General features: G+C 41.2%; 27 protein-coding genes and 1 pseudogene. 22 read left to right on the forward strand and 6 right to left on the reverse strand.

Features of this window, described 5'->3' with window-relative positions:
• The first annotated feature begins 39 nt into the window (after nucleotides 1–39).
• From moaB to C8D97_RS03835, 10 genes are all read left to right on the forward strand, one after another.
• The gene (moaB, locus tag C8D97_RS03790) at nucleotides 40–546 is read left to right on the forward strand and encodes a molybdenum cofactor biosynthesis protein B (protein ID WP_109762089.1); all 507 of its coding nucleotides are present in this window, start codon (nucleotides 40–42) and stop codon (nucleotides 544–546) included.
• 1 nt (nucleotide 547) lies between these two features.
• A complete protein-coding gene (gene moaC, locus C8D97_RS03795) occupies nucleotides 548–1,063 on the forward strand; it encodes a cyclic pyranopterin monophosphate synthase MoaC (protein ID WP_109762091.1) in 516 nt (171 codons plus the stop codon).
• The gene (moaD, locus tag C8D97_RS03800) at nucleotides 1,056–1,298 is read left to right on the forward strand and encodes a molybdopterin converting factor subunit 1 (RefSeq protein ID WP_109762093.1); all 243 of its coding nucleotides are present in this window, start codon (nucleotides 1,056–1,058) and stop codon (nucleotides 1,296–1,298) included. Before moaC ends, moaD begins: the two co-directional genes overlap by 8 nt.
• A gap of 34 nt (nucleotides 1,299–1,332) precedes the next feature.
• Complete coding sequence (gene moaE / locus C8D97_RS03805) at nucleotides 1,333–1,812, forward strand: molybdopterin synthase catalytic subunit MoaE (protein WP_109762095.1); 480 nt, start codon at nucleotides 1,333–1,335, stop codon at nucleotides 1,810–1,812.
• A 333-nt stretch (nucleotides 1,813–2,145) separates the two neighbouring features.
• Nucleotides 2,146–3,561: an MBOAT family O-acyltransferase gene (locus C8D97_RS03810; protein WP_109762097.1), complete on the forward strand. Its 1,416-nt coding sequence runs from the start codon at nucleotides 2,146–2,148 to the stop codon at nucleotides 3,559–3,561.
• Nucleotides 3,536–4,756 (forward strand): hypothetical protein, encoded by a 1,221-nt coding sequence (locus C8D97_RS03815; protein ID WP_109762099.1) that lies wholly within the window; start codon nucleotides 3,536–3,538, stop codon nucleotides 4,754–4,756. Before C8D97_RS03810 ends, C8D97_RS03815 begins: the two co-directional genes overlap by 26 nt.
• Before the next feature lie 180 nt (nucleotides 4,757–4,936).
• Nucleotides 4,937–5,500 carry a gamma-glutamylcyclotransferase gene (locus C8D97_RS03820; protein ID WP_109762101.1) on the forward strand — a complete coding sequence of 188 codons (564 nt, stop codon included), beginning with the start codon at nucleotides 4,937–4,939 and terminating at the stop codon, nucleotides 5,498–5,500.
• A gap of 80 nt (nucleotides 5,501–5,580) precedes the next feature.
• Nucleotides 5,581–6,189: a glutathione S-transferase family protein gene (locus C8D97_RS03825; RefSeq protein ID WP_109762103.1), complete on the forward strand. Its 609-nt coding sequence runs from the start codon at nucleotides 5,581–5,583 to the stop codon at nucleotides 6,187–6,189.
• Between the two features lie 249 nt (nucleotides 6,190–6,438).
• Nucleotides 6,439–7,164 carry a hypothetical protein gene (locus tag C8D97_RS03830; RefSeq protein ID WP_109762104.1) on the forward strand — a complete coding sequence of 242 codons (726 nt, stop codon included), beginning with the start codon at nucleotides 6,439–6,441 and terminating at the stop codon, nucleotides 7,162–7,164.
• A gap of 105 nt (nucleotides 7,165–7,269) precedes the next feature.
• Nucleotides 7,270–7,824, forward strand: coding sequence for a carboxymuconolactone decarboxylase family protein (locus C8D97_RS03835; protein ID WP_170115128.1), 555 nt, complete (start codon nucleotides 7,270–7,272; stop codon nucleotides 7,822–7,824).
• A gap of 68 nt (nucleotides 7,825–7,892) precedes the next feature.
• On the opposite strand, the gene C8D97_RS03840 is transcribed toward C8D97_RS03835, so the two are convergent.
• Together C8D97_RS03840 and C8D97_RS03845 are read right to left on the reverse strand one after the other, a co-directional pair.
• Nucleotides 7,893–8,936 (reverse strand): tetratricopeptide repeat protein, encoded by a 1,044-nt coding sequence (locus tag C8D97_RS03840; RefSeq protein WP_109762108.1) that lies wholly within the window; start codon nucleotides 8,934–8,936, stop codon nucleotides 7,893–7,895.
• Nucleotides 8,933–9,688 carry a hypothetical protein gene (locus tag C8D97_RS03845; protein ID WP_109762110.1) on the reverse strand — a complete coding sequence of 252 codons (756 nt, stop codon included), beginning with the start codon at nucleotides 9,686–9,688 and terminating at the stop codon, nucleotides 8,933–8,935. The genes C8D97_RS03840 and C8D97_RS03845 overlap by 4 nt, the downstream gene beginning before the upstream one ends.
• 188 nt (nucleotides 9,689–9,876) lie before the next feature.
• Here C8D97_RS03845 and C8D97_RS03850 point away from each other — a divergent pair, with 188 nt between their 5' ends.
• From C8D97_RS03850 to C8D97_RS03880, 7 genes are all read left to right on the forward strand, one after another.
• On the forward strand, nucleotides 9,877–11,022 hold the full coding sequence (locus C8D97_RS03850; RefSeq protein WP_170115129.1) for a sensor histidine kinase: 1,146 nt from the start codon (nucleotides 9,877–9,879) through the stop codon (nucleotides 11,020–11,022).
• A gap of 3 nt (nucleotides 11,023–11,025) precedes the next feature.
• Nucleotides 11,026–11,673, forward strand: a complete 648-nt coding sequence (locus C8D97_RS03855; RefSeq protein WP_109762114.1) for a response regulator — start codon at nucleotides 11,026–11,028, stop codon at nucleotides 11,671–11,673.
• 97 nt (nucleotides 11,674–11,770) lie between these two features.
• A complete protein-coding gene (locus tag C8D97_RS03860) occupies nucleotides 11,771–13,459 on the forward strand; it encodes a GAF domain-containing hybrid sensor histidine kinase/response regulator (RefSeq protein ID WP_109762115.1) in 1,689 nt (562 codons plus the stop codon).
• 427 nt (nucleotides 13,460–13,886) lie between these two features.
• Nucleotides 13,887–14,123, forward strand: a complete 237-nt coding sequence (locus C8D97_RS03865) for a DUF3303 domain-containing protein (RefSeq protein WP_109762117.1) — start codon at nucleotides 13,887–13,889, stop codon at nucleotides 14,121–14,123.
• A gap of 66 nt (nucleotides 14,124–14,189) precedes the next feature.
• Nucleotides 14,190–14,627, forward strand: a complete 438-nt coding sequence (locus C8D97_RS03870) for a hypothetical protein (protein ID WP_109762119.1) — start codon at nucleotides 14,190–14,192, stop codon at nucleotides 14,625–14,627.
• Nucleotides 14,628–14,670: 43 nt separating this feature from the next.
• Nucleotides 14,671–15,078: a hypothetical protein gene (locus tag C8D97_RS03875; RefSeq protein ID WP_109762121.1), complete on the forward strand. Its 408-nt coding sequence runs from the start codon at nucleotides 14,671–14,673 to the stop codon at nucleotides 15,076–15,078.
• A gap of 455 nt (nucleotides 15,079–15,533) precedes the next feature.
• Nucleotides 15,534–16,016, forward strand: a complete 483-nt coding sequence (locus C8D97_RS03880) for a cupin domain-containing protein (RefSeq protein ID WP_109762123.1) — start codon at nucleotides 15,534–15,536, stop codon at nucleotides 16,014–16,016.
• Nucleotides 16,017–16,127: 111 nt separating this feature from the next.
• On the opposite strand, the pseudogene C8D97_RS03885 reads toward C8D97_RS03880, so the two are convergent.
• A pseudogene (locus C8D97_RS03885) lies at nucleotides 16,128–16,460 on the reverse strand (IS110 family transposase); the annotation flags it as partial.
• Nucleotides 16,461–16,600: 140 nt separating this feature from the next.
• Between C8D97_RS03885 and C8D97_RS03890 the strand changes: the two are divergent.
• The 3 genes from C8D97_RS03890 to C8D97_RS03900 all read left to right on the forward strand — a co-directional run bounded on the left by C8D97_RS03890 (nucleotide 16,601) and on the right by C8D97_RS03900 (nucleotide 19,252).
• Nucleotides 16,601–17,170, forward strand: coding sequence for a plasmid pRiA4b ORF-3 family protein (locus C8D97_RS03890; RefSeq protein WP_109762125.1), 570 nt, complete (start codon nucleotides 16,601–16,603; stop codon nucleotides 17,168–17,170).
• A gap of 116 nt (nucleotides 17,171–17,286) precedes the next feature.
• Complete coding sequence (locus C8D97_RS03895; RefSeq protein WP_109762127.1) at nucleotides 17,287–18,726, forward strand: serine hydrolase domain-containing protein; 1,440 nt, start codon at nucleotides 17,287–17,289, stop codon at nucleotides 18,724–18,726.
• Nucleotides 18,727–18,793: 67 nt separating this feature from the next.
• Nucleotides 18,794–19,252, forward strand: a complete 459-nt coding sequence (locus tag C8D97_RS03900) for a hypothetical protein (protein ID WP_109762130.1) — start codon at nucleotides 18,794–18,796, stop codon at nucleotides 19,250–19,252.
• A gap of 92 nt (nucleotides 19,253–19,344) precedes the next feature.
• On the opposite strand, the gene C8D97_RS03905 is transcribed toward C8D97_RS03900, so the two are convergent.
• Complete coding sequence (locus C8D97_RS03905; protein ID WP_109762132.1) at nucleotides 19,345–19,662, reverse strand: CcdB family protein; 318 nt, start codon at nucleotides 19,660–19,662, stop codon at nucleotides 19,345–19,347.
• Complete coding sequence (locus C8D97_RS03910; protein WP_109762134.1) at nucleotides 19,662–19,907, reverse strand: type II toxin-antitoxin system CcdA family antitoxin; 246 nt, start codon at nucleotides 19,905–19,907, stop codon at nucleotides 19,662–19,664. Before C8D97_RS03910 ends, C8D97_RS03905 begins: the two co-directional genes overlap by 1 nt.
• A gap of 124 nt (nucleotides 19,908–20,031) precedes the next feature.
• On the opposite strand from C8D97_RS03910, the gene C8D97_RS03915 reads away from it, so the two are divergent.
• Entirely contained in the window at nucleotides 20,032–20,580 is a 549-nt protein-coding gene (locus C8D97_RS03915; RefSeq protein ID WP_109762136.1) for a hypothetical protein, read from the forward strand.
• Nucleotides 20,581–20,657: 77 nt separating this feature from the next.
• Complete coding sequence (locus C8D97_RS03920; protein WP_109762138.1) at nucleotides 20,658–21,275, forward strand: DUF4272 domain-containing protein; 618 nt, start codon at nucleotides 20,658–20,660, stop codon at nucleotides 21,273–21,275.
• Nucleotides 21,276–21,464: 189 nt separating this feature from the next.
• Here C8D97_RS03920 and C8D97_RS03925 read toward each other — a convergent pair whose 3' ends face one another.
• Nucleotides 21,465–21,704 carry a DUF1289 domain-containing protein gene (locus tag C8D97_RS03925; protein WP_109762140.1) on the reverse strand — a complete coding sequence of 80 codons (240 nt, stop codon included), beginning with the start codon at nucleotides 21,702–21,704 and terminating at the stop codon, nucleotides 21,465–21,467.
• Between the last annotated feature and the right edge of the window lie 17 nt (nucleotides 21,705–21,721).

Raw genomic sequence — 21,721 nt, forward strand, 5'->3', positions numbered from 1 at the left:
CCAACGATTCAATTAGTTAATATATTTGAGAAAACAGTTATGAGCAGTATGACATCATTAGGTATTGCGGTACTTACCATCTCCGATACACGTACACCAGAAACCGATAAGTCCGGTAACTTACTGGTAGAAGAAATTAAAAGTGCCGGGCATCAGGTTATTGACCATCTCATTGTTAAAGATGATATTTATCAAATCCGTGCCGAGGTTTCTAACTGGATTGCATCGTCGAGTGTTCAAGTTGTAATAACCACCGGAGGAACCGGATTTTCAAGCCGGGACTCAACGCCAGAGGCAGTATCGGTATTGTTCGATAAACCGATCGAAGGCTTTGGTGAATTATTTCGACAGGTGTCATACGAAGAAATAGGCACATCAACCATCCAGTCACGCGCGGTGGCCGGTATGGCGAATAATACCGCTGTGTTTTGTGTTCCCGGTTCCAGTAATGCATGTCGAACGGCCTGGCACAAAGTGATTAAGCAGCAGATAGACTCAACTCATAAACCCTGCAACTTTGCAGCAAACTTAACCCGGAGTGAGTAATATGTCGGATAAAAGCCGGGGAAGTAGTTCATCAACAAATTCGTCCTCTTTATCCCATATAAACAGCCGCGGTGAAGCCTCCATGGTGGATGTATCAGAAAAAACTTCAACCGTACGTGTTGCTACCGCCGAAGCCTTTGTAACCATGAGTCAGGAGACATTATCGCTGATAGAGTTGGGTGATCATGCTAAGGGCGATGTTTTGGCTACGGCGCGTATTGCTGGTATTCAGGCGGCAAAGCAAACGCCTCAGTTAATTCCATTATGCCACCCTTTGATGCTTTCAAAAGTGCAGGTGGATTTTGAGTTGCAGCCGGAACAAAGTCGTGTGCGTATTCAAAGCCTGTGTAAGTTAACCGGACAAACCGGTGTTGAAATGGAAGCGCTGACAGCGGTGAGTGTGGCAGCACTAACATTATTTGATATGTGCAAAGCGGTTGATAAATCCATGGTGATCCAGGGCATTCAGGTAATGAGTAAGCAGGGTGGTAAAAGTGGAGACTGGTCGCGTGATTAATGTTGTCTTGTTTGCTTCGGTTCGAGAGAAAGCCGGTTGCGATTCGTTAGAAGTGGAGTGCGCAAACTGTACGATTAAGGAGTTAAAACAACAACTGATGGCTCAGGGTGAACAGTGGCAACAGGCTTTGCAAGGCAATATATTGGCCGCGGTGGATCAGGAAATGGTGGTGGATTCTTTTATATTAAAGGATCATTGCGAAGTGGCTTTTTTTCCGCCGGTTACTGGCGGTTAATATCTACAAAGCGATTTAATGGCTGATTAATATAATGAATGATCCAAGCACCGACATAACTCCCATTATTAATATTACCGTCAGTGAGCATGATTTCAATGTTGCCGACGAGTATCAGGCAATGATTGATAATAACCCTACGGATGGCGCAGTCGTTTTTTTTGTTGGCTTGGTGCGTGACTTTAATCAGGGTAAACACATTCAGCAATTAACCCTTGAGCATTATCCGGCTATGGTTGAACGCAGTTTGAAAAATATAGTCGAGCAGGCCAGCGCACGCTGGCAGCTTGGGCGGGTGCGATTAATCCATCGGGTGGGTGAATTGCAGGTCAATGATCAAATAGTACTGGTGGCGGTGTCATCGAAACATCGGCAAAACAGTTTTGATGCGGCACAATTTATTATGGATTTTTTAAAAACCGAAGCGCCTTTCTGGAAAAAAGAAAAAACCAACGATGGTGAACATTGGGTGGTTGATAATGAAAAGGATCACAAAGCTCGTAAGCGCTGGTAGTTGATTTCTTTGGTGGATTATTACTTTAAGCCTTGTCAATAGTGAACAACAACCAAAATAACTTATTTCAAAAGTTATTGATCACAGCTGATCAGTGCGCGGTTAACACTGAGAATATATTGTTCGGTGTTAGTTTAATTTTGCTGCCTGCTTAAGCTTTCGCTAATCATCCTGTTAAATTTTGAAATCAATACAAACTTTTTTGCAACCGCCATCGTCTAACATGAGTCTAGTGCCATAATAATAAACTTGGATGACTCTACATGCATTATTCTGAAGCCTTGCTAAGGCATTGCCTGTTTGTGCAGCGTATCAGTGCTGCCGGGGGTAATTATGATATTTAATACCCCAATCTTCTTTGCCTTTTTTGTTGTGTTTTTACTGGGCTATGGGTTTATTTTTCTTAAACATAAACCGAAAGTCTATTTTACATTGGTTGCCAGTTTGGTGTTTTATGGCAGCTGGAATTATCACTTTATCCCTTTACTGGTGGGCAGTGCCGTTGCCGACTATTTTATTGCGCAGGCCATTGGTAATGCGGCGTCTCAGCGGCATAAAAAGTGGTTGGTGACATTGTCGCTGTGTATTAACTTAGGGATTTTGGGCCTGTTTAAGTACGCCGATTTTGCCCTGAGCTCGGTGGGCAGTTTTTTAACCCTGTTTGGGTATGAAGCATCTTTGCCAACGCTGGCGTGGATATTACCCGTTGGTATTTCTTTTTATACGTTTCAAAGTTTAAGTTATACCATCGATGTGTACCGTGGTGATATGCAGCCACGTAAAGGATTACTGGAATTTACTGCCGCGCTGGCGTTTTTTCCGCAGCTGGTGGCCGGGCCTATTTTACGTGCCCGTCATATTTTGCCGCAAATGCACGATATTCAGTTGCCATCTTTTGCTCAAGTTAAAACCGGTTTCTTATTAATTACGGTGGGTCTTATGAAAAAGACCACCGCTGATTTATTAGCAGGGCCCGCTGCAACCGCGTTTGATGGGCAGCAAACCATTAGTGTGCTGGAAACCTGGAGCGGTGTTCTGGCATTTGCTGGTCAAATATATGGTGATTTCTCTGGCTATACCGATATGGCGATTGGCATTGCTTTACTGCTCGGTTTTAACTTTCCGTTAAACTTTAGAGTGCCTTATTTTGCGGTGTCGCCGGTGGACTTCTGGCGACGATGGCATATTTCGCTGTCCACCTGGTTAAGAGATTATTTGTACATCTCCTTGGGAGGCAATCGCAATAATCGTCGTATGCGTAATGTAATGATCACCATGCTACTGGGAGGTTTATGGCATGGAGCCGCCTGGACATTTATTGCCTGGGGTGCGTTTCATGGTGTGATTATTACCGCAACCCATTATTTATCCAATCTTGCTGTGTTTAAACCTTTCGCAGCGTCGAATAACAAATTTCATATCGTTTTAAAATGGGCGATAACTTTTTATCTGGTATTGCTGGGCTGGGTGTTGTTTCGTGCCACCAGTCTTGAGAATGCCTGGCAGGTGATTTGCGATATGCACTCATTCGGTGGCGCATTACCGGCGGCCAGTTCCTTGGCGATTACCATTTTTGCTTTGGTATCGGCGGCGCTAATCTTAATGCATCTGCTGGATTACTTTGTGCTCAATCATTCGAAAAAGTTAGAAAGTAAAGGTTGGTTGTTCTGGCCGCTGTTGGTGTTAGGTCAGGCATTGTGTTTATTAATTGGGGAGCCAAGTAATGACTTCATCTATTTCCAATTCTAGAAAAGTTTATTTAAAAGTATGGCTTCTGGTGGTGTTGGGTATGGCCGTTGCCATGTCGCTGGTACGTCTATTTACCTTTGCAATGGGAGCCAGCGGCGAAGAGTTTATTGGCCGGGTAGTGGGTTCGTTAAAGTATTTGCCAAAAATTACCCAGCAACAAGACGATCAGGTTATGGTGTTTGGATCGTCCATGGTTGAAGCCGGATTTTCTCCGCGTCAGTTTGATCGTGAAATGAAACAGCGTGGTATTGATGTTACCTCTTATAATTTTGGTTCTGGTGGACTTAATCCATTGTTTCAGGATTATTATTCCCGGCGCATCAGAGATATTTATCAGGCCAATAATAAACGGCTTAAACTGGCGATCATAGAATTTAATCCGTTCCAGACCACAAAGCGACGCTACCAGGGCGCGGTGGCTTCCATTGATGGTTATCTTGGTATGCTGGCCAGCGATGAAGAGTTATGGCAGCTGGCAAAAGAGGATCCTACACGAGGAGCACTGATTTATAATATTCATTATTTTCGTGATGATATTTCAGCCGAAATGATCACCTATTTTTTTGGTCGAGGACTGCAGGCCGAACGACCAAAACCTGATGCTGATCCAGATACGGAAGAGCAGGTAGCCCTAAGGCGAAAGCTTGGTGATCAATTAAGTGAGCAGTTCGAAAAAGACTATCCCGATTATGTGGATGAAGATTGGTCTTATAACTGGCAGGGCGGTGGCACTATTCCTGCCGAGCGCTCCGAAGAAACATTGAAAGTTTTTGAGCAATATTATGAGTCATTGCGCACGCCGTATCGTATGGCCAGTGATAAGTTATGGCGTGAGATATCTGCGGATATTACCGAATTGCGATTTCAGGAAGAGCTGGTTGAATCATTTATCAAGATTGTCAAAAACTTTAAACAGTTTTCCGATCAGGTTGAAGTGATCATGTTGCCAAAAAATTCGCGCTGGATAAAAAATTCATCAGAAGCTTTGGCTCGGCAACAAGCGGTTATAGAGCGCATCGAAAAAGCCACGGGCATTAAAATTATAGATTACCAAAACACAGATCGTATAACACCTGAGATGTTTATTGATACCACTCACCTGACTCGTTATCATGGCGGTGTTGTATTTACCAATATGTTGGTGGAAGAGTTTGCTGATGATCTTAAGGCAAGTGATAAGAAAACAGTGCCTTAAGCTATAGAGTGAAAAAGTTATTTTTAAAACAACAGTCTTACTGTTGGAAATTATTAACTTTAATCAGCTCTATGTAGTCACAAAAATAAAAGCCATCGATAATCGATGGCTTTTTAATATGAGATAAAATATCAGCCTGATAACTGTTCAATGTTTATTAATACTTAATCAAGAAATCCTATGTCGTTAGATACTATTGAAATAAATAAGCAGCGTCAAAACCTGTTTGATCGAGAAGAAATCTGGCTGTTTGGTTATGGCTCTTTAATTTATAAAGTAGACTTTCCGTTTCTTGAAAAATCACCGGCAAGCCTTTATGGCTGGACCAGGCGATTCTGGCAGGGCAGTCACGATCACAGAGGCACGCCCGATAATCCCGGACGTGTGCTGACTTTGATTGAGTCTATGGATGAACACTGCACGGGTATGGCTTATCGAGTCAGTCATGATGTGTTTGATCATCTCGATCATCGGGAGAAAAATGGCTACCTTCGTTACGATGTCGATTTGCAGCTTGCCAATAATATAACCAAAGCCGGACTGGTTTATATTGCGCCAGAGAATAACCTGGCCTATCTTGGTGAAGCGAGTGAAGAATCCATTGCCCAGCATATTCATCAGAGTCACGGGCCAAGTGGTTCTAACCGGGATTATGTCTTGCATTTGGCCGAAGCATTAAGAACTATGGGCGTGGATGATCCTCATGTGTTTGAAATTGAACGCTATTTATTAGAGTACGCTTAATTTTTAAAATTAATGACGATTAACAAAAGTGACTCATTTTGAAACTGATTCATAATAGTCTTTAAAGAAGGAACTTTGTTTTGAAAATTTACGGTGACGGATTATCAGGCAATTGTTACAAGTTACAGTTGTTGTTAAGTTTGCTGCAAAAAAACTATCAATGGATTGATGTGGATATTTTAAAGGGTGAAACCCAAACAGGGGCTTTCCTGAAAAAGTCAGCCAATGGAAAAGTGCCTTTACTGGAACTCGAAAACGGTGAATGTCTCACCGAATCAAATGCTATTTTAAACTTTCTGGCACAGGGCTCAGCATTGTGGCCCGATGACCCCTGGCATCAGGCAAAGGTATTGCAATGGCAGTTTTTCGAACAGTACAGTCATGAGCCTTATATTGCGGTGGCCCGATTTATCAATCGTTACCTTGGTTTACCCGATGAAAGACGAGCGGAATACGATGCTAAGCAACCGGGTGGTCATAAAGCCTTGTCCATTATGGAGCAGCAATTGCAACAAACGCCTTTTTTAACCGGAGAGCAGTTTACGGTTGCCGATATATCTTTGTACGCCTATACCCATGTCGCCGAAGAAGGTGGCTTTGATTTATCATCCTATAGCGCTATTAATCTTTGGCTTAAGCGCATCGAAGCGATGCCTCATTATCAACCGATGAACAATACCAACCGATGAACAATACCAACCGATGAACAATACCAACCGATGAATAATATCAACCGATGAATAATAGTCATTACAAGGAATCCAGGTAACACGCTCTAGTATCGACTTAATTTTATTAAGCGTTATTTGAATTCTTTGCCTATACTTTAGCGGAGCCTGGCTGGGGTATTGCTAACAGCTCATTTATTGAGTCTGTGGTTTGTTCTTGTCGCTCAGATTTATTTAAAGTCAATATGACAAGGTTTAAGAGCGACAATTATGAATGCAAGGTTCTGCGGTTTAACTTTCTTTTTAACACTATTATTTTTATCGACTTCTCTAGTTGCAAAAAATTCATCCGGTGGATTTCTGGACTTTAATATTTATCCTTATTTATCCGATGCCGATAATGATACCTCGGTAACCATTAATGCGGGCGCCAGGCTTGCCAACCGATTTTCATATTTTGGCTTTATCAATATGGGCAATCAGGCTGGTAGCAGTGAGTTAAGTGACACCAATACCTTTTATTCTGAGCAAAATGTTCGTTGGCAAATACAACCGGATTCACCCTTTGATTTAACCTTGCAAATGAACTTTCGAACCGGTGATGATAATGATCGCCATCGACTAGGTGTTCGCTGGCGTTTAAATGACTCTATATTTATTAAGGATTTTTTTAAACGCAATCGTTTTCAGTACGCTGTTAATCTTCATCTGATTCAATTTGATAATGAACCCGGCAATGTCTGGCAAATAGAGCATTCGTTTCGAAAAACCTGGGGAACATCCGACAGAACAATCTACCTGTCAGGGTTTATTGATCATACATTTAATCAAACATTACCCAGTGAGTTCCCAGACAATCCAATCGTTGCTGAAGCTCAGTTTGGAATTGAATTAATGAATAGTTTTTTTCTGGTGACTGAATATCGGCGCAATGAATATCGCATAGAGCAATCGAATAACTGGGCGATAGGTGCCGAATATGTGATTACCTGGTAACACTATTTGATTTATATTAAAAACTCGTAATCAAATAGTCGATGAGTGTAACAAATGGATTGCCATTGCGTCCCTAGGGCACATTCATAAGCAAGAGGCATGATAATGAGTCTATTTACCGAACACAGTATCGAGTCTGCGCCCGAAAAATCCAAAGCTATGTTAGAAGCTGCAGAAAAAGACATGGGGTTTGTGCCCAATCTGTATAAGTTTATGGCTGAGTCCCCTGCGTCATTAGAAGCCTATTTCAAAGTGACAGAAATTCTTGAAAAATCGTCGCTATCCGCAAAACAGCAACAAATTGTTTTACTCGCTATCAGTCGAGAAAACAGTTGTGAGTTTTGTGTCGCTGCACACAGCATGATTGGCACCATGATGGCTAAAGTGGATAAGTCAGTTATCGATGCTATCCGCGATGGTCAGTCGACAGGAGATGATACAACCGATGCATTAATTACTTTTAGTGTTAAATTAATTCAGCAGCGCGGTTGGGTCAGTGATAGTGATAAGAAATCATTTTTTAATGCTGGCTTTACTGAGGAAAATGCACTGGATGTCGTTTTAGCCGCATCGTTAAAAACACTATCCAATTACACCAATCATATAACGGGTACCAAAACCAACGATGAGATGAAAGAGTTCGCCTGGACGAAATCTTAATGGCTTAAGTTGTTTTATTCTGTAACATTAAAAAACCGCGATTATTCGCGGTTTTTTATTAGATGAGCTCATCGGTTATGCAATGCATTCACCAGTTGTGGATCATTCAGTGGCTGGCTTTTAAGATGGTTGATAATATTGTTTGCTTTATTTATCTCACCTGAACGTTCCAGTAATTGACTCATCCGGAATTGTGCCCAGTGTTCACTGGGCAGTTTCTCAGTAATCATTGGTTCAAGATTGGGAAAAACTTTAAGATAATGTTGAAACGCATCAATGCCTGTTTTTGAATCGAGGTTGCCAACTACACTGGTTCGTCCGATTTGATAATAACTGGCATACACATATAGTTGATTTTGCTCTGCTGCTGCTAGTGTTGAAACCTGCCTGAAGCCTTTAAGACCTAGATTAAAATAATTGGATGCAACCAGTGCCGAAGCTGCTTGAAACTGGGTTTTCGCATCATACTTGTTATTACTTAGTACTAAAGACGCAAAGGCTTTAATATCATCGGTTAATTCATTATCTTGCAACCATTTTAACCGCGCTTGCGCGCCGTCATTGATCGATAAAGACTCAATATTAGCTATTTGTTGTTTTGCCTTGTCACTAGAGCCTCCGGCTATAGAGGGGGCCGATAAGTAATAGTTAAATAATCCAATGTGCGCAGGTAAGTAAGTTTTGTCGAGTTCAATGGCTTTTTTAAACCCGTCTTTTGCATCTGTCGCGTATCCCATTGCCGTAAATATAGATGCATTGGATGCTTGTTTCGAGCTCATTCGGGCAAACCAGTAATATTCTTCGGCTGTATTGGGAAGCACGTTGAGTGATGTTTCAAATAAATCTTCTGCACGATCCAATTGTTCCTTTTCTATAGCAATACGGGCTAATAGAATAAAGGCAGCATTGCGGATGACCTTATTATGTTTGTTTTGTTGAAGAAGCTGCTCAAGTACTGCTTCGCTGTCCTTATATAGTTGGCTCTCAAATAATGTTGATGCGTGTTTTATAATCTCTAAACCGTTTTCCGCTACACTGTTTTCTGGGTTGTTTTCAGCAAAGCAATTGACGAACAAAATGTTAACTAAAATGAGTGGGATAATATACTTCATGACTTGGCTTCTCCTTGAACTTTAAATTTTGTCGCGAAATATTTTTTATAGAAATGAATACTGAGTCCGCCGATTACTCCAGGTAAAATCCACGGGATCAACTGCCAGTTTCCCTGCAGGACTTCTGATAAGTAGCGACGACCGCCAACCGCAAAAAAAGCTGTGTATACCGCAATGCCTGAGCCGATGATGGCGCTCATATGTTCAATTATCCACTCACGTTGTTTGAGTTGTGGTTTAAAAATATAGTGATAAACACCCATTGCAGATACGATTGCGAGAACCGCAAATATGGCGTATAAAACTTGGCTGTTGATGATGGCTTTTATAAGAATCAGCGAGCCAAGTAAAAACAATAAAGCCACCCAAAATAAATGGCTCCAATGTTTGAGTTGGTTTCTATCTGCTTTTGCTTTTAAGACGAGAGTGCTGTGTTTAACACCAACGAGAACTAAAACGGATAACAGTAATAAGAACTCGGTCAGTTGTCGGTGACGATCAGTCAGTTTTCCCCGTACTTCTTCAGATAAAACTTGTTCTCCAAATCGAATGGCAATTGGGTCAAACCAGGCAATCAAACACATTACAATTCCACTGATACTGATAATCCACATTGCCCTTGTAAAGATTAGACCAGCTTGCTTATGCAAACGCGAGCCCTTGCGACTCACTACAGGTACCCAGAAAGCAACCATTGCAATAAAGCCCACCAGAATATGAAGGATTAATGCCGAATGATGGATAACAATCATATTTTTTATCTCCGTTTATCACTTGGAAACACATGTTATTTGATAAGCAATCGGTGCGCATGTGCCACAGGTAATGATTTAAAACCGTGACTTTTGGCCTATTGGCATTAATGATGGACTTTGCGATACTGACTATCTTTTAAACTTAAAGCGAAACTTTAGTGTCTGAATTCGACAGTCCAGTAAATATGAGCTCACGGCGTCAAAAGAGTAAAAAGGATGACTTATTTGATGCGAAAAATATCGCCGCATTATCAACCTGGGGGGCTATTTTTGCATTAAGCCTCTACTTGATGACTCGATTATCCATTGAAGATCCCATTCGTTATATTCAAATTGTTGTATTGTTTTTAATTTATGCGGCCAGTTTTATTGCTGTGGCTCAAGAGAACCTAACCTGGGGCAATTTTGCTCATTGGCGAGCCGTGTTTCTGGCAGTTATGTTGTTGGCTGCTTTTTCCATAGGTTATATTTTATTGTTTGATTTTTTGTCTATCTTGACGATTATATGGGCTGCGGTTGTTTCATATTACTTGACCCTTCGTCAGTCAGTCGTAGTGGTTTTAACCGTCATTTTGCTGTGGTTTGCCATGATAAGTTTCAGACAAAATGAACTGCACTGGATTCAGGCTATTCTATATGGTTCATTTCATATGTTTGCTTTATTGCTTGCAACATCGAATAAACGCGAGCGAGCTATTGCTGAACAACTGCAACGTCGTAACGCCGAGCTTCAGGCCACACAAAAACTGCTTACCGAAGCATCAAAGCAAACTGAACGTACCCGAATCGCACGCGACTTACACGATTTACTGGGGCATCATCTCACCGCTCTTGCTATAAAACTTCAGGTCGCTTCTCGACTCACTGAGGGCGAAGCTAAAAGTCAGGTTGATGAATGTCATGTCATTGCAAAGCTATTGCTGAATGATGTTAGGGATGCGGTATCAACGCTGCGTGAATCTGGAACAATTAATGTTGTACAGGCTATTAAGTTATTAACAGAACAAGTGCCAAAACCGAAGGTTCATTTATCGGTAGATGATTCGCTTTCAATTGAAAATATTACTAAAGCGGAAACATTGTTGCGCTGTATTCAGGAGTCTATTACCAATAGTATGAAACACGCGGGTGCTGATAATCTTTGGCTTAGTATGAAATATGACGATAAAGCAATCATTACCCAAGTAATAGACGATGGGCATGTAGATACCCATTGGCGCAAGGGTAATGGTATTCGAGGCATGGAAGAACGATTAAATGCCTGTGGTGGGACGTTATTGCTTTCAAGAAAAGACAGCAGCCTTGAATATATTATTACAATACCGGTGTAATCAATGACTATACGTGTACTTCTGGTTGACGATCAAAAACTCATTCGAGATGGCATAAAAAGTTTATTGCAATTGTCTGATAAAGTTTCCGTTGTTGGTGAGTGTATTGATGGTACTGAAGTGATTTCAGCAATTAACCTGACACAGCCTGATGTTATCTTGCTGGATTTGTCCATGCCAAAAATGGATGGGATTTCAACTTTGGAACATTTGAAAGTATGCAACATGACAACTCCAGTATTGGTACTAACCACTTTTGATGATCACGAGTTGGTTTTAAAAAGCATACAATTTGGTGCCAGCGGTTTTTTACTTAAAGATATTTCGCTGGAGTCATTAGTAGAGGCGATTGAGTCCGTTAATGATGGACAGTCATACATTCAGCCAGCCATCACTGAAAACTTAATAAAAAATACACGAGTTGAATCTACAAGCATACCTTCGTCTGCAGTAATAGAACCATTGTCCAAAAAAGAACTGGAAGTTTTACGACTAATAGCGAGTGGTTATTCGAACAAAGAAATTGCGTTAGCACTGAGTAAGTCCGAAGGAACAATTAAAAATCATGTGTCCAATTTGTTGTCGAAACTTGGGGTTCGAGATAGAACTCGGGCTGTATTGTTGGCAATAGAGCAAGGAATATTGTACTAGCAGAAAAAGCTTTCAGTTGGTGCGTTGGTGATCAGAGCGACAATTAGCATTTTCCGTTAAATTGGCTACACTGGATATGTTCTTTTAGGAGTTCAGTATGCAAAGTGCACCCAATCATCCCCAAGAAGCTGCCAGAATAGAAGCATTAAACGAATACCAGATATTGGATACCCTGCCTGAGCAGGAGTTTGATGATCTGACGCAGATAGCAGCCAGTATCTGTGGCACTGAAATTGCTCTGGTCAGTTTGGTGGATACCGATCGACAATGGTTTAAATCCCGTTATGGGCTGGATGCCGAGCAAACACCCAGAGAATTGGCATTTTGTGCCCATGCCATTTTGCAAGAACAGATTTTTGAAGTACAAGACGCCAGTAAAGATGAGCGGTTTTTTGATAATCCTTTGGTTACTCAGGCGCCAGATATTCGATTTTATGCCGGCGCACCCATATACGCGCACAATGGTTTGCCGGTGGGTACTTTATGTGTGATCGATCAACAACCGAAAAAACTGACCAGTGAGCAGCAGGCCGCGTTGTTTGCATTAGCCCGGCAGGTGATGTCACAGCTGGAATTGCGCCGCAATATTATGGAGCTGGAAACCAGCCAGCAACAGCTGGAAGAAAGTAATAAAGAACTAACACGCTTGACCCGTCATCGAACGCAATTTATTAACCATGTCAGCCATGAAATTCGCACACCATTAAATGCCATTCTTGGATTCAGCCGTATCTTGTCGCGGCAAATGCCTGCCGAACAACAAGATAATGATGAACTGACATTGAATGACGATTCTCCTGAAGCATTGATCGATTTAATTAAAGTGTCCGCTGAAAACTTAAGTGAAACCGTTAATCATGTACTGGATTTATCACGGCTCGAAGCCGGAAAAATGACCTTGCAAGATGAAGATGTTTTGCTGGAAGCATTAGCCAAAGACATTATTGTGATTAATTCACAACGTGCGAAAGAAAAAAATATACAACTGTCCAGCGAACTTTCACCTGCTTTACCGCGTTGTGTGCGAACCGACAAAACAAAACTGGTACAAATATTAATAAACCTGGTGGGCAACGCGATTAAGTTTACACCCGCTGGCAAACGAGTTTCTTTACAAATAAATTCGGACAATGGCACGCTGAATGTTCATGTGAAAGATGAAGGTGTTGGAATAGCCGAAGAGAATATTGATAAAGTTTTTCGTCCTTTTCAGCAAGTCGAAAGCAGTGAGAGTCAGCTTTATGCAGGCTCGGGTCTTGGTTTAACCATTTGCCGGGAGCTGGCTGATTTTTTAGGAGGCAGTTTAAATGTTTCCAGCCAGTTAAACGAGGGATCGGAATTTATATTGCGCTTGCCACTGGTTGCTGGAAATGAATCGTTGGTGCAGTCGGATCTTACTCTTAAAGCCCTCGACTTATCCGATAAAAATATTCTGGTAATAGAGGATAATCGGGTAAATCAACTGGTGATTAAAGCCATGTTAAAAGCAACCAAAGCCCGGTTAAACTTTGCTGATAATGGAAGCGATGGCATAGCAGCAGCAAAGCAGACATTACCGGATCTGATTCTTATTGATATACGACTGCCGGATATGGATGGCTTTTCCATATTAAGCCAGTTAAAAGCCTATGATGCGACCGTAGAAACCCCAATGATTATTGTTTCGGGTGATGTGACCAATGAAAATTATCAGAAAGCTGAAAAGTTAGGCGCAGAGGCGTTTATTGAAAAGCCATTGGATGAACTTAAATTGATGGTATTGCTTGAGCAAATATTTAAATTATAACCACCGTATTAAACGATAATTTAGATAGATCTGAACACAATTTTGCATTCCTGAACGAGAGGGCTCAAGATAATTAGACAGTAAAGCTTCTGCCAATATCTTAAAGCGGACATGGCAAACTCCTTTAAATTAAATCTTTCAAGCTCTCAATAATGGGAATGGGTTGTCCGTTTTTTCGTTTAATTTCACACTAATTTCGTAGATATATCTGTGGATAAACTGCTAACTAATTGAATTTATTGAGAATACACTGGCGCATATAATGGAGTTATATACTATTGAGCGATCTATCAAACATTATTAGAAAATGTGATTTTTGCTCTAGCGATTGTGACCAAAGGGTTGTAGGCTATCCGGTAAGAAAAGCGAGCGGTTTATTTAAGCTCGCATGAATAGAATAAGCGTTCTTTGCTATTAAGGAGAACCTTTGAAAAAGTACATGGTCGTTGAAAATTTTAAGCCTGGGCTAATGGAAGAGAATTACAGAGTGTATAACGCGAAGGGCCGTCAATTTCCTGAAGGTTTGTACTATTTGAATTCGTGGGTAAACACAGAAAAAAGCATCTGCTTTCAATTAATGGAATCAAAAGATGAGTCTCTATTTTATGAGTGGTTTAAAAAGTGGGAGCAGTTCGTCGATTTTGAACTGTATCCTCTTGATTAAGCAAATAACAAGCAAAGGCAAATCGACGCGTGCCGCGCGATTGCTTTGAGCGTTATGAGTAGTGTCATGAAATGTTTAGCTCTTTTAATAACTCTGTCGATAATGGAGCCCTTGTTCGCTGAAGATAACTACATATATTTTTCAGTTGATAGATTTAAGGCTCCATCATATTCAATAAAAGCCTCAAATGGTCGAGCAATTGTATTGCGTTATAGTGGAGGTTTGGGTTTATCTGATCCTCAATCTGATTGGTGTGAGGGTAAATATTCAGAGCATCAGCTTGATATTTTGCTAAAGAGTTTGAGATTGGCTAAGGTACGTAATTGGAAAAGCCGTTATAAAAAAGAAGGAATGAAAGACGGTACTTGGTGGAAGCTTAAAATCATAAACGGCAACTTCAATTTTTCGTCTTCTGGCAGTAATGAATATCCTGATAACTTTACTGATGTGGTGACTTTAATAAAAACTATTGAAGAAAGTTTAAATTGTGAGTCACACTCATAACAAGAAAAGATTGCGGATTTGCAACCGCAACTTTAGGCATTAAGTGAGCAAAGCCAGTATGGAAACAGATGTGAAAAATTTAAGTATAGTGTTTCCTGATGAAGGATTAACAACAGGATGTGATGTTTCTGATCTGGGCAATGGTTTATATAGATTGGTAGAACACCCTATTATGGCCGAAAGTGCAATGTATGGAGATACAATACTTGCAGAGTTAGAATCTCAAGAACAAATTAGATTTAAAAAAGTAGCTGAAAAATCATCATACAAAATGTTGGATTATGTTTTACCAAAAGAACTGATTGAAAGTCAGGAATTCTTAGAACTGAAAAATAATCTCACAAAACGAAATATTTTCTGGCAGCAAGACTTTGGTGGTTGTTTTATGTGTTTTTTAACTCAAGATGAAGAGTCGGAAATTAGAAATGAAATTGAACGTAAAATTACTTAACAAAACGTACCAGGCAACTTCGTTCCTCAGTGCCTGTACTTTGCGTTAAGTGTAGGTAGAGGAAATGGCATTCGATTTATACTTGGGAAAGGAACGAGCATTTATAGACCATCATGAAGAAGGTATCTTTAGTGCTATCAATGATGAATCTCGTTACCCGAAACTAAATTGGCTCTGGGAAGAATTCTACAACGGCCCGTTAATTCAGCCTCATTAGGCAAATGACTTAGTGCATGAACTGTTGAGCTTGCGATCTGAGATGTCAGAGAAGAACGAATCGAAGCATTTAGTCTCCGTAATTGACCGGCTGTTACCATTCTTTAGCAAAGCATATAAAGAGGATGAACAAATTAGGTGCAGCAGTGACTAAATCCACACTTAACAAGAAACAGCTGAAAGAACAGCACAAAAGACGTGCCTTCTTCAGTGTGAAGCGTTAGGCCCAAGGGGGAATCGTGAAGAGAAACATAGTAACTAAAGAAGAAATCGAAGATAACCAAGGATTAAACAAAACACATTTTCTTAATGAAAACGCTCGTCGCAATAATAAGTCCTTGGGTGATCTGGTGGGTATAACCGGTTTTGGGTTTCATATTATAGAAATTGAACCAGGCAAGGAAAGTTCGCAGATGCATGCGCATCACTTTGAAGATGAATGCGTGTATGTCTTAGACGGTGAGGCGACAGCCTATGTTGGTGAAGATGTTTACTCACTCAAAGCAGGTGATTATATTGGTTATCCCGCAGGTGGTGAGGCGCATAATATTTTGAACTCTGGCAGTGCAACCTTAAAGTGTATTGTTGTTGGGCAAAGGCTAGAGCATGATGTAATAGATTATCCTAAATTGGGTAAAAGACTCTTCCAAAATAAAGGAATGCCATTTAACTTGGTTAGCGAGAATCAAATTGAGGAGCCCGAATTGGGCAAAAAGGCCTAACAAAAACGTGAACCCGACCATCACTACGCGCGCAATTTCGCGTTCTGCTAGTTAAAAAAAAGTTAAAAAGGAAGAAAAGTTAAAAAAGAAAAGTTAAAAAGGACAGCCATCACTTAAAAACGTTGCATCACGTTTATCCGTTTTAATTTTATCGCCAGGCTTTTTGGGGATAAGTGAAGGAGCAACAACAAAGCAGCAATGACCTAAGCTAGTCAGTAATCGGTAAACCCAGTACCCACATGGTCCTGCCTCATAAACAAAATGAAGTGTCGCATTGGGGAATTTAGATTGCATTTGCTTTGCTAATTTTTTAATTGCTGGCTTAGTTGTTTTGATTCGCCCAAAGTGTTGAACAATGGCATCTCTTTGGTACTCTGAATAGGCTACTTCGGTAAATTCTTTGTGAGTATCCATGCCAATAAAAGTTATGGTATCGTTGTTCATGCTAGCCTCCGTTATATGGTTTTGAACGCATATATTATGGCACTGGCTTTACGCTAACCCACGAAAAAGGGGGCTAGCACTAATTAAAGGAAAGGCTCCAGTGGGAGTCATTATGTCTATACGAAAATTGAGTCTAAATCATGGCGACAGATTTAAGAAAAAGATACCAAATCACAGTGACGTTGAATGACGTAAAACCATTGATTTGGAGGCGGGTGCTCATACCAAGCTCAGTGCAGTTGGACGCGTTACACGCGACACTACAACTGGCATTGGGGTGGACGAATAGCCATTTGCATCAATTTCTGATTTCAGGAAAAAGATACGGTATTCCAGACCCCGATTTTGATGACGGGGTAATTGAAGAGTCTGGGATAAGAATCGAGCAACTCCTTAAAAAGGAAAAACAGTCGCTGATTTACGAGTACGATTTTGGCGACGGTTGGGAACACAAAATTGAGCTTGAAGCGATTCTGCCTTTTGAAGCTTCTGATCAACTCCCAATTTGTATTGATGGCAGCCGTAGTTGTCCTCCAGAAGATGTTGGCGGGCCTTGGGGGTATATGGATTTCTTAACGAGGTTCAAAGATACCTCTCACCCTGAGCATGAAGAGACCATTGAATGGGTAGGTGAATACTTTCACCCCGAAAGCTTCGATATTGATGAGGTTAATGGGCTTCTAGCGGAGTACGTGCAGCCACGCGTATAACCAGTAGTTGCAGTACGTTCCGGCCCTGGCGGGCCTCCACCGGACCGGTTTTCCGGCGCGGTTGCGCCTCCAAACCGGCCGCTGAACATTGGCGTTAGCTTTAAGAGGATAATAAGTTGAAGAATATAGTTAAAGTCATTCCACTTGTGCTTCTATGCTTTTTGGTCAGAGCAAATGAGCAAGATGTTGCTGGTCAGCTTGATGCGTTTATCGTTGAAATGGAAAAGCAGGCTATTTTCAGCGGTTCAATAGCTGTCATCGAAAATGGTGAGAACATTTTTAGTAAGTCTGTTGGATATGCTGATGCTTCTAAAGCAAAACCTGTTGAAAAATATGCAGTTTTTAATATTGGTTCTATATCGAAGGGCTTCACTGCAATGTCGATCTTGCTGCTGGTCGAGGACAATAAGCTACAGCTGGAAAACTCTCTATCCACCTACTTCCCTGAGCTGCCAAACTGGGCTGAGAAGATTACAATTAGCCATTTGCTGAGTCATTCCTCAGGCTTGCCTGCTAATGGATATCAGCCTGATTTGGACAATACTAAAATTATTCCTGAATTAAGGACGGTGACTGAGATCGAGTTTCAGCCCGGAGAAGATACGCTTTATGGCAGTTATGGGTATCAGCTTTTAGCAATGGTTGTTGAAAGAATAACTGAGCAACCATTTGGAGCCTTCGTTCAAGACAGAATTTTCGTGCCATTGAATATGAAGTATAGCTATGTACTAGGAACTGAACCACGGACGACGGCACAGCTTGCCATCGGATACGAATTTGGGCGGGGAAACGTGCCGCAAGACTTCACAACCGGTGCCAGTAATGTCTATTCAAATGTAAGTGACTTGCTGAAATGGGAGCGCGCGCTGTCTAACAATGCTCTGGTAAAGCAAGCGACTTTACAACAGGCATTAACGCCATCTAAATGTTGGGGAAATGATTGCCGATTAAATGCCGATTTTGGTATTGGTGTGTACAAAAACGATGAGCTTTGGGGGATTCATCATCATGGTGGATTTGGCGGTTATCAATCCATGTTGTATCGATTTCCCGAAAAGAACAGGGCCATAGTTTTTACTGCAAATAACGGGTTAGAACTTCAGTACAACGATATTCGATTTACGCTGATATCTATTTTGGATGGTGAAAGTCCGGCTTATCCAAAGAAAGATGCTCATATTATGTATTACGACGTGTTAATGAATAAGGGATTAGACGAGGCAAAATCTGCTTATATATCAATGCGAAAGAAGTCTGACATTTATGATGTAAATGAGAAAGACATAAACTCCATTGGTTACTTTTTGCTTGGTAACAACCACGCTGAATTAGCAGTCGAAACCTTTAAGTTTTGTTCTGAACAGTTCCCTGATTCCGCTAATATCTGGGATAGCTATGGCGAAGCCTTAGAAACAGCTAAGGATATAAAAGGAGCTCGTCATGCCTATGAAAAAGCATTGAAGCTAGCTACAGCGAACCAGAATGAAAAGCTTGCTGCAAGTATTAAGAAGAATCTGCAGAGAGTAAACGCATTGACGGAATTAACTGAAAGCTAACAAGGCCAGGCAAGCGACGGCAAACAGCAGCGTGCCTGCTGGCAGCATTAGCTATACAAGGATAGTTATGAGAAAGCTTCTAGTTTTATTTTATATAATCACTACTAGTGTTTATGCATCCCAAAAAGAATCTTTAGCTATTGGAAAGTGGTCTTGTGATCCCTACACCATTAATACTGTCGCTGAGGGATTTTCTCTTGATGTTACACATATTGTAGAATATAGAAGTGATGGTACCTCAACTGATATTCATACATTTAAAATTCGCGGGTTTGAAGACACAATGTGGTTCAAAGTTGCTTATAGCGGCCCTTGGAAAATTGAGAACAATGTCCTAATTGAAGGTTTGGAGTCAACATTAATAATTGATGCTTCAATTCCTGAACTTATGCATTCAGAAGAAATGCTAGAAGCTGTAAGTTTTGAAGAAAAAGAGTTTATATCCGATATTTTAGATTTAACTAAGTCTAAATTTACAACCAAAGACAGGGAATTAGATGAATCAGGCACCTGTATTAAAGTATAGCTAACAAGCTGTTCAAGGCGGGACTGCTAAAGTTTGGCTCGGTTGCTTCGCTACACATTTTAGCCAAACATTATCAGTCTCTTAACAGGGCGTTAAATGCCAGTAATCGCGAGATCTATGGACGAAACAATCTCGTCGCGTAGGTGTGATAACGTGCCCACTGGATCTCTCAAAGATTTTCTACTCATAGATGCGATTTGAGGTATCAAAATTAATAGGTTCTGACCTTCAAACTCTACTCTAGGGGTTAGGCCTTTAAGTTCTTCGTTTTTAAAATTTACTGCATCCCCAAGTGGTACAACTATCCTAGTTGAAATATCTTCAATCAGACTATGTTGTATATCCAAAATGTATGGGTAAGCTCGTCGTGATTGTTTGCTTGGATTTTCGTATACATCAAACTGAGCCACTAAAAGTCCCTATGCTCTTCAGAAAAAAGCCCATTTTCTTCAACAAATTCATTGTATATTTTTATCGCACGCTTATTATCTTTGGCCCATTTTTCAGCTTCTCTTTCTGCAAGCTTAGACTTTAAAGCTTGCTCTAAGGTCGCAGAGAGGTTAATGTTCAAGGCCTTAGCTTTTTTAAGTAAGTCACTGTTTAGGCTTAGGTTTGTTGGCTTTTTTGGGGCCTCAAGGTTATATAATGTTCGCATATTATCACCACAGTTATGCGTATAGATATGCGCATAACTATAGCGTCAAGCATTAAACAAATCAAGGCAGTATACGCGAAGAGCGCGAAACTGCTTGAGGCGTTAGTTTCAAAAGGGACATGATTTGAAGTTTTCGAAATTAAATGAGAACAACCAACCCGCAGTATTTGAATATGGAAATAATTTCTATAAAGAGCCATTAACATCAGGCTACCGACTAACTATTGGTCCAAGCAAACATCATATTAATCTCATGGATGCACTTGCGTCGTCCTGGAAGTCTGAGAAGTATTATGCCCTCTATGTTTCACTAATCTCGCATATTGGAATGGAGCAAGGGCGATATCAGTCACCAGTAATGGCAGACTATGAGGACTTGAGATTGTTTATGTATACATTTCAAGAGTTCTTGGAAGGGGACGGAAGGCATCACATATGGATTGCTTCACCTGAAGGAACTCTTGTATATGATCAACACAATGTCATATTTGCATATGGTAATTTAGATAAATATTCAGAGATCTTATTAGGCAGCGGGTTAACTGAAAAAGAATTTCGCTTTCCTGTGCCACACATGCACTCTTATAACTCAGAATACACTAATACAGAATCAGAGTTGTTCGAGTATTGGAATTGGAGCCATTCTCCTTTACAGGATGGCGATGAATACTGAAACTAACAATCACAAGCAGTCGACGCGGAAAAGCCCGCGCAACTGCTGCAAGCGTTAGGGCTCCCTGAGACACGAGCATGGAAGAACTTAAAACCAGAACCACAGACTATCTCGCTTCGGTCGGTATCGAAGTACCTTCGCATCTTCCGACGATTGAGGAGATGGATGAGGTAACGCCAAGAAGTGCACAAGACGTAGCTGGAAGACTCAGCGCTCTTGCGTATGTCATTGGGCTGGGTTTCGGGGCAAAAGGCAGCGATCTTTCGGAGCAGCTTCAAAAATACGATCTGGTGCCCTTCGTAAGCGAACGCGAGAAAAGTTTGTTTAGCGAGGAGGTCATTGATGACCAAGACAAAGTAGATATGTCTTGGCAAACGGAATGTGCCCAAGCTTTAGCGTGGTGTATTGGCCTTGTTGAGCTCGACCACTTCCAGCACTGTGATGATGACTTAGCCCAAAAGATACCATTCAAAACAGATCCCAGTGATTTCATCCGAAGTGCAAAGCTACGTCCGATTGCCGAAATTCAAGAACAATCAGACCTTCTGTATAGAATGCACTGGTATTCGAGAAACTGCCGACTTACCGGGCGAGATTGCGATCTAAGCGAAAGCATAATCTCGGAACGGCGAAAAGCCATTGATTGGGTTTACGGTGTTGAGGAGGACTGGGATGAAGTGCCAATGGATACCTAGCCCTAACAATCGCAGGCACGGCGACGGCTTTTCCACTGCGGCTTCGCCTCCATTCCAAAGCCGCGCATGCTGCGGACGTTCATGTCCGCTTATGGCCGAAACCTGAAACGTAAATTGTACTATTAGATCAAGTTCTACTTTCTAAAGTGTGTACAAATAATTACCGTATTAAACACCACCCTAAAGAACTTAGCGGTTTTTGTACTGCCGATACTCAACACTGGTAATGGGTTTGAGTTTGGTCAGGTCTTGATCGGCGTAGGGTTTTGCCCAACGCCGCTTTTGAATTCGAATAATAACAAGGTGTTTTTGCCGTTCGGATAATCGGTTCCAGTTGGCTATTTCATCCATGTGTCGGTAGCAGCCGACACAAACATCCTGCTGGTTCAGTTTGCAAGTGGAGCGACAAGGTGAGCGGACAGCGTTCATAGTATGATTGGTTTTAA

The organism is Pleionea mediterranea (assembly GCF_003148745.1).
Taxonomy (GTDB): domain Bacteria; phylum Pseudomonadota; class Gammaproteobacteria; order Enterobacterales; family Kangiellaceae; genus Pleionea; species Pleionea mediterranea.

Coding starts and splice junctions, on each gene's coding strand:
- moaB (WP_109762089.1), top strand. CDS start 40: ATGAGCAGTATGACATCATTAGGTATTGCGGTACTTACCATCTCCGAT.
- moaC (WP_109762091.1), top strand. CDS start 548: ATGTCGGATAAAAGCCGGGGAAGTAGTTCATCAACAAATTCGTCCTCT.
- moaE (WP_109762095.1), top strand. CDS start 1,333: ATGAATGATCCAAGCACCGACATAACTCCCATTATTAATATTACCGTC.
- C8D97_RS03810 (WP_109762097.1), top strand. CDS start 2,146: ATGATATTTAATACCCCAATCTTCTTTGCCTTTTTTGTTGTGTTTTTA.
- C8D97_RS03815 (WP_109762099.1), top strand. CDS start 3,536: ATGACTTCATCTATTTCCAATTCTAGAAAAGTTTATTTAAAAGTATGG.
- C8D97_RS03820 (WP_109762101.1), top strand. CDS start 4,937: ATGTCGTTAGATACTATTGAAATAAATAAGCAGCGTCAAAACCTGTTT.
- C8D97_RS03830 (WP_109762104.1), top strand. CDS start 6,439: ATGAATGCAAGGTTCTGCGGTTTAACTTTCTTTTTAACACTATTATTT.
- C8D97_RS03835 (WP_170115128.1), top strand. CDS start 7,270: ATGAGTCTATTTACCGAACACAGTATCGAGTCTGCGCCCGAAAAATCC.
- C8D97_RS03840 (WP_109762108.1), bottom strand. CDS start 8,936: ATGAAGTATATTATCCCACTCATTTTAGTTAACATTTTGTTCGTCAAT.
- C8D97_RS03845 (WP_109762110.1), bottom strand. CDS start 9,688: ATGATTGTTATCCATCATTCGGCATTAATCCTTCATATTCTGGTGGGC.
- C8D97_RS03850 (WP_170115129.1), top strand. CDS start 9,877: ATGAGCTCACGGCGTCAAAAGAGTAAAAAGGATGACTTATTTGATGCG.
- C8D97_RS03855 (WP_109762114.1), top strand. CDS start 11,026: ATGACTATACGTGTACTTCTGGTTGACGATCAAAAACTCATTCGAGAT.
- C8D97_RS03860 (WP_109762115.1), top strand. CDS start 11,771: ATGCAAAGTGCACCCAATCATCCCCAAGAAGCTGCCAGAATAGAAGCA.
- C8D97_RS03870 (WP_109762119.1), top strand. CDS start 14,190: ATGAAATGTTTAGCTCTTTTAATAACTCTGTCGATAATGGAGCCCTTG.
- C8D97_RS03890 (WP_109762125.1), top strand. CDS start 16,601: ATGGCGACAGATTTAAGAAAAAGATACCAAATCACAGTGACGTTGAAT.
- C8D97_RS03900 (WP_109762130.1), top strand. CDS start 18,794: ATGAGAAAGCTTCTAGTTTTATTTTATATAATCACTACTAGTGTTTAT.
- C8D97_RS03910 (WP_109762134.1), bottom strand. CDS start 19,907: ATGCGAACATTATATAACCTTGAGGCCCCAAAAAAGCCAACAAACCTA.
- C8D97_RS03920 (WP_109762138.1), top strand. CDS start 20,658: ATGGAAGAACTTAAAACCAGAACCACAGACTATCTCGCTTCGGTCGGT.
- C8D97_RS03925 (WP_109762140.1), bottom strand. CDS start 21,704: ATGAACGCTGTCCGCTCACCTTGTCGCTCCACTTGCAAACTGAACCAG.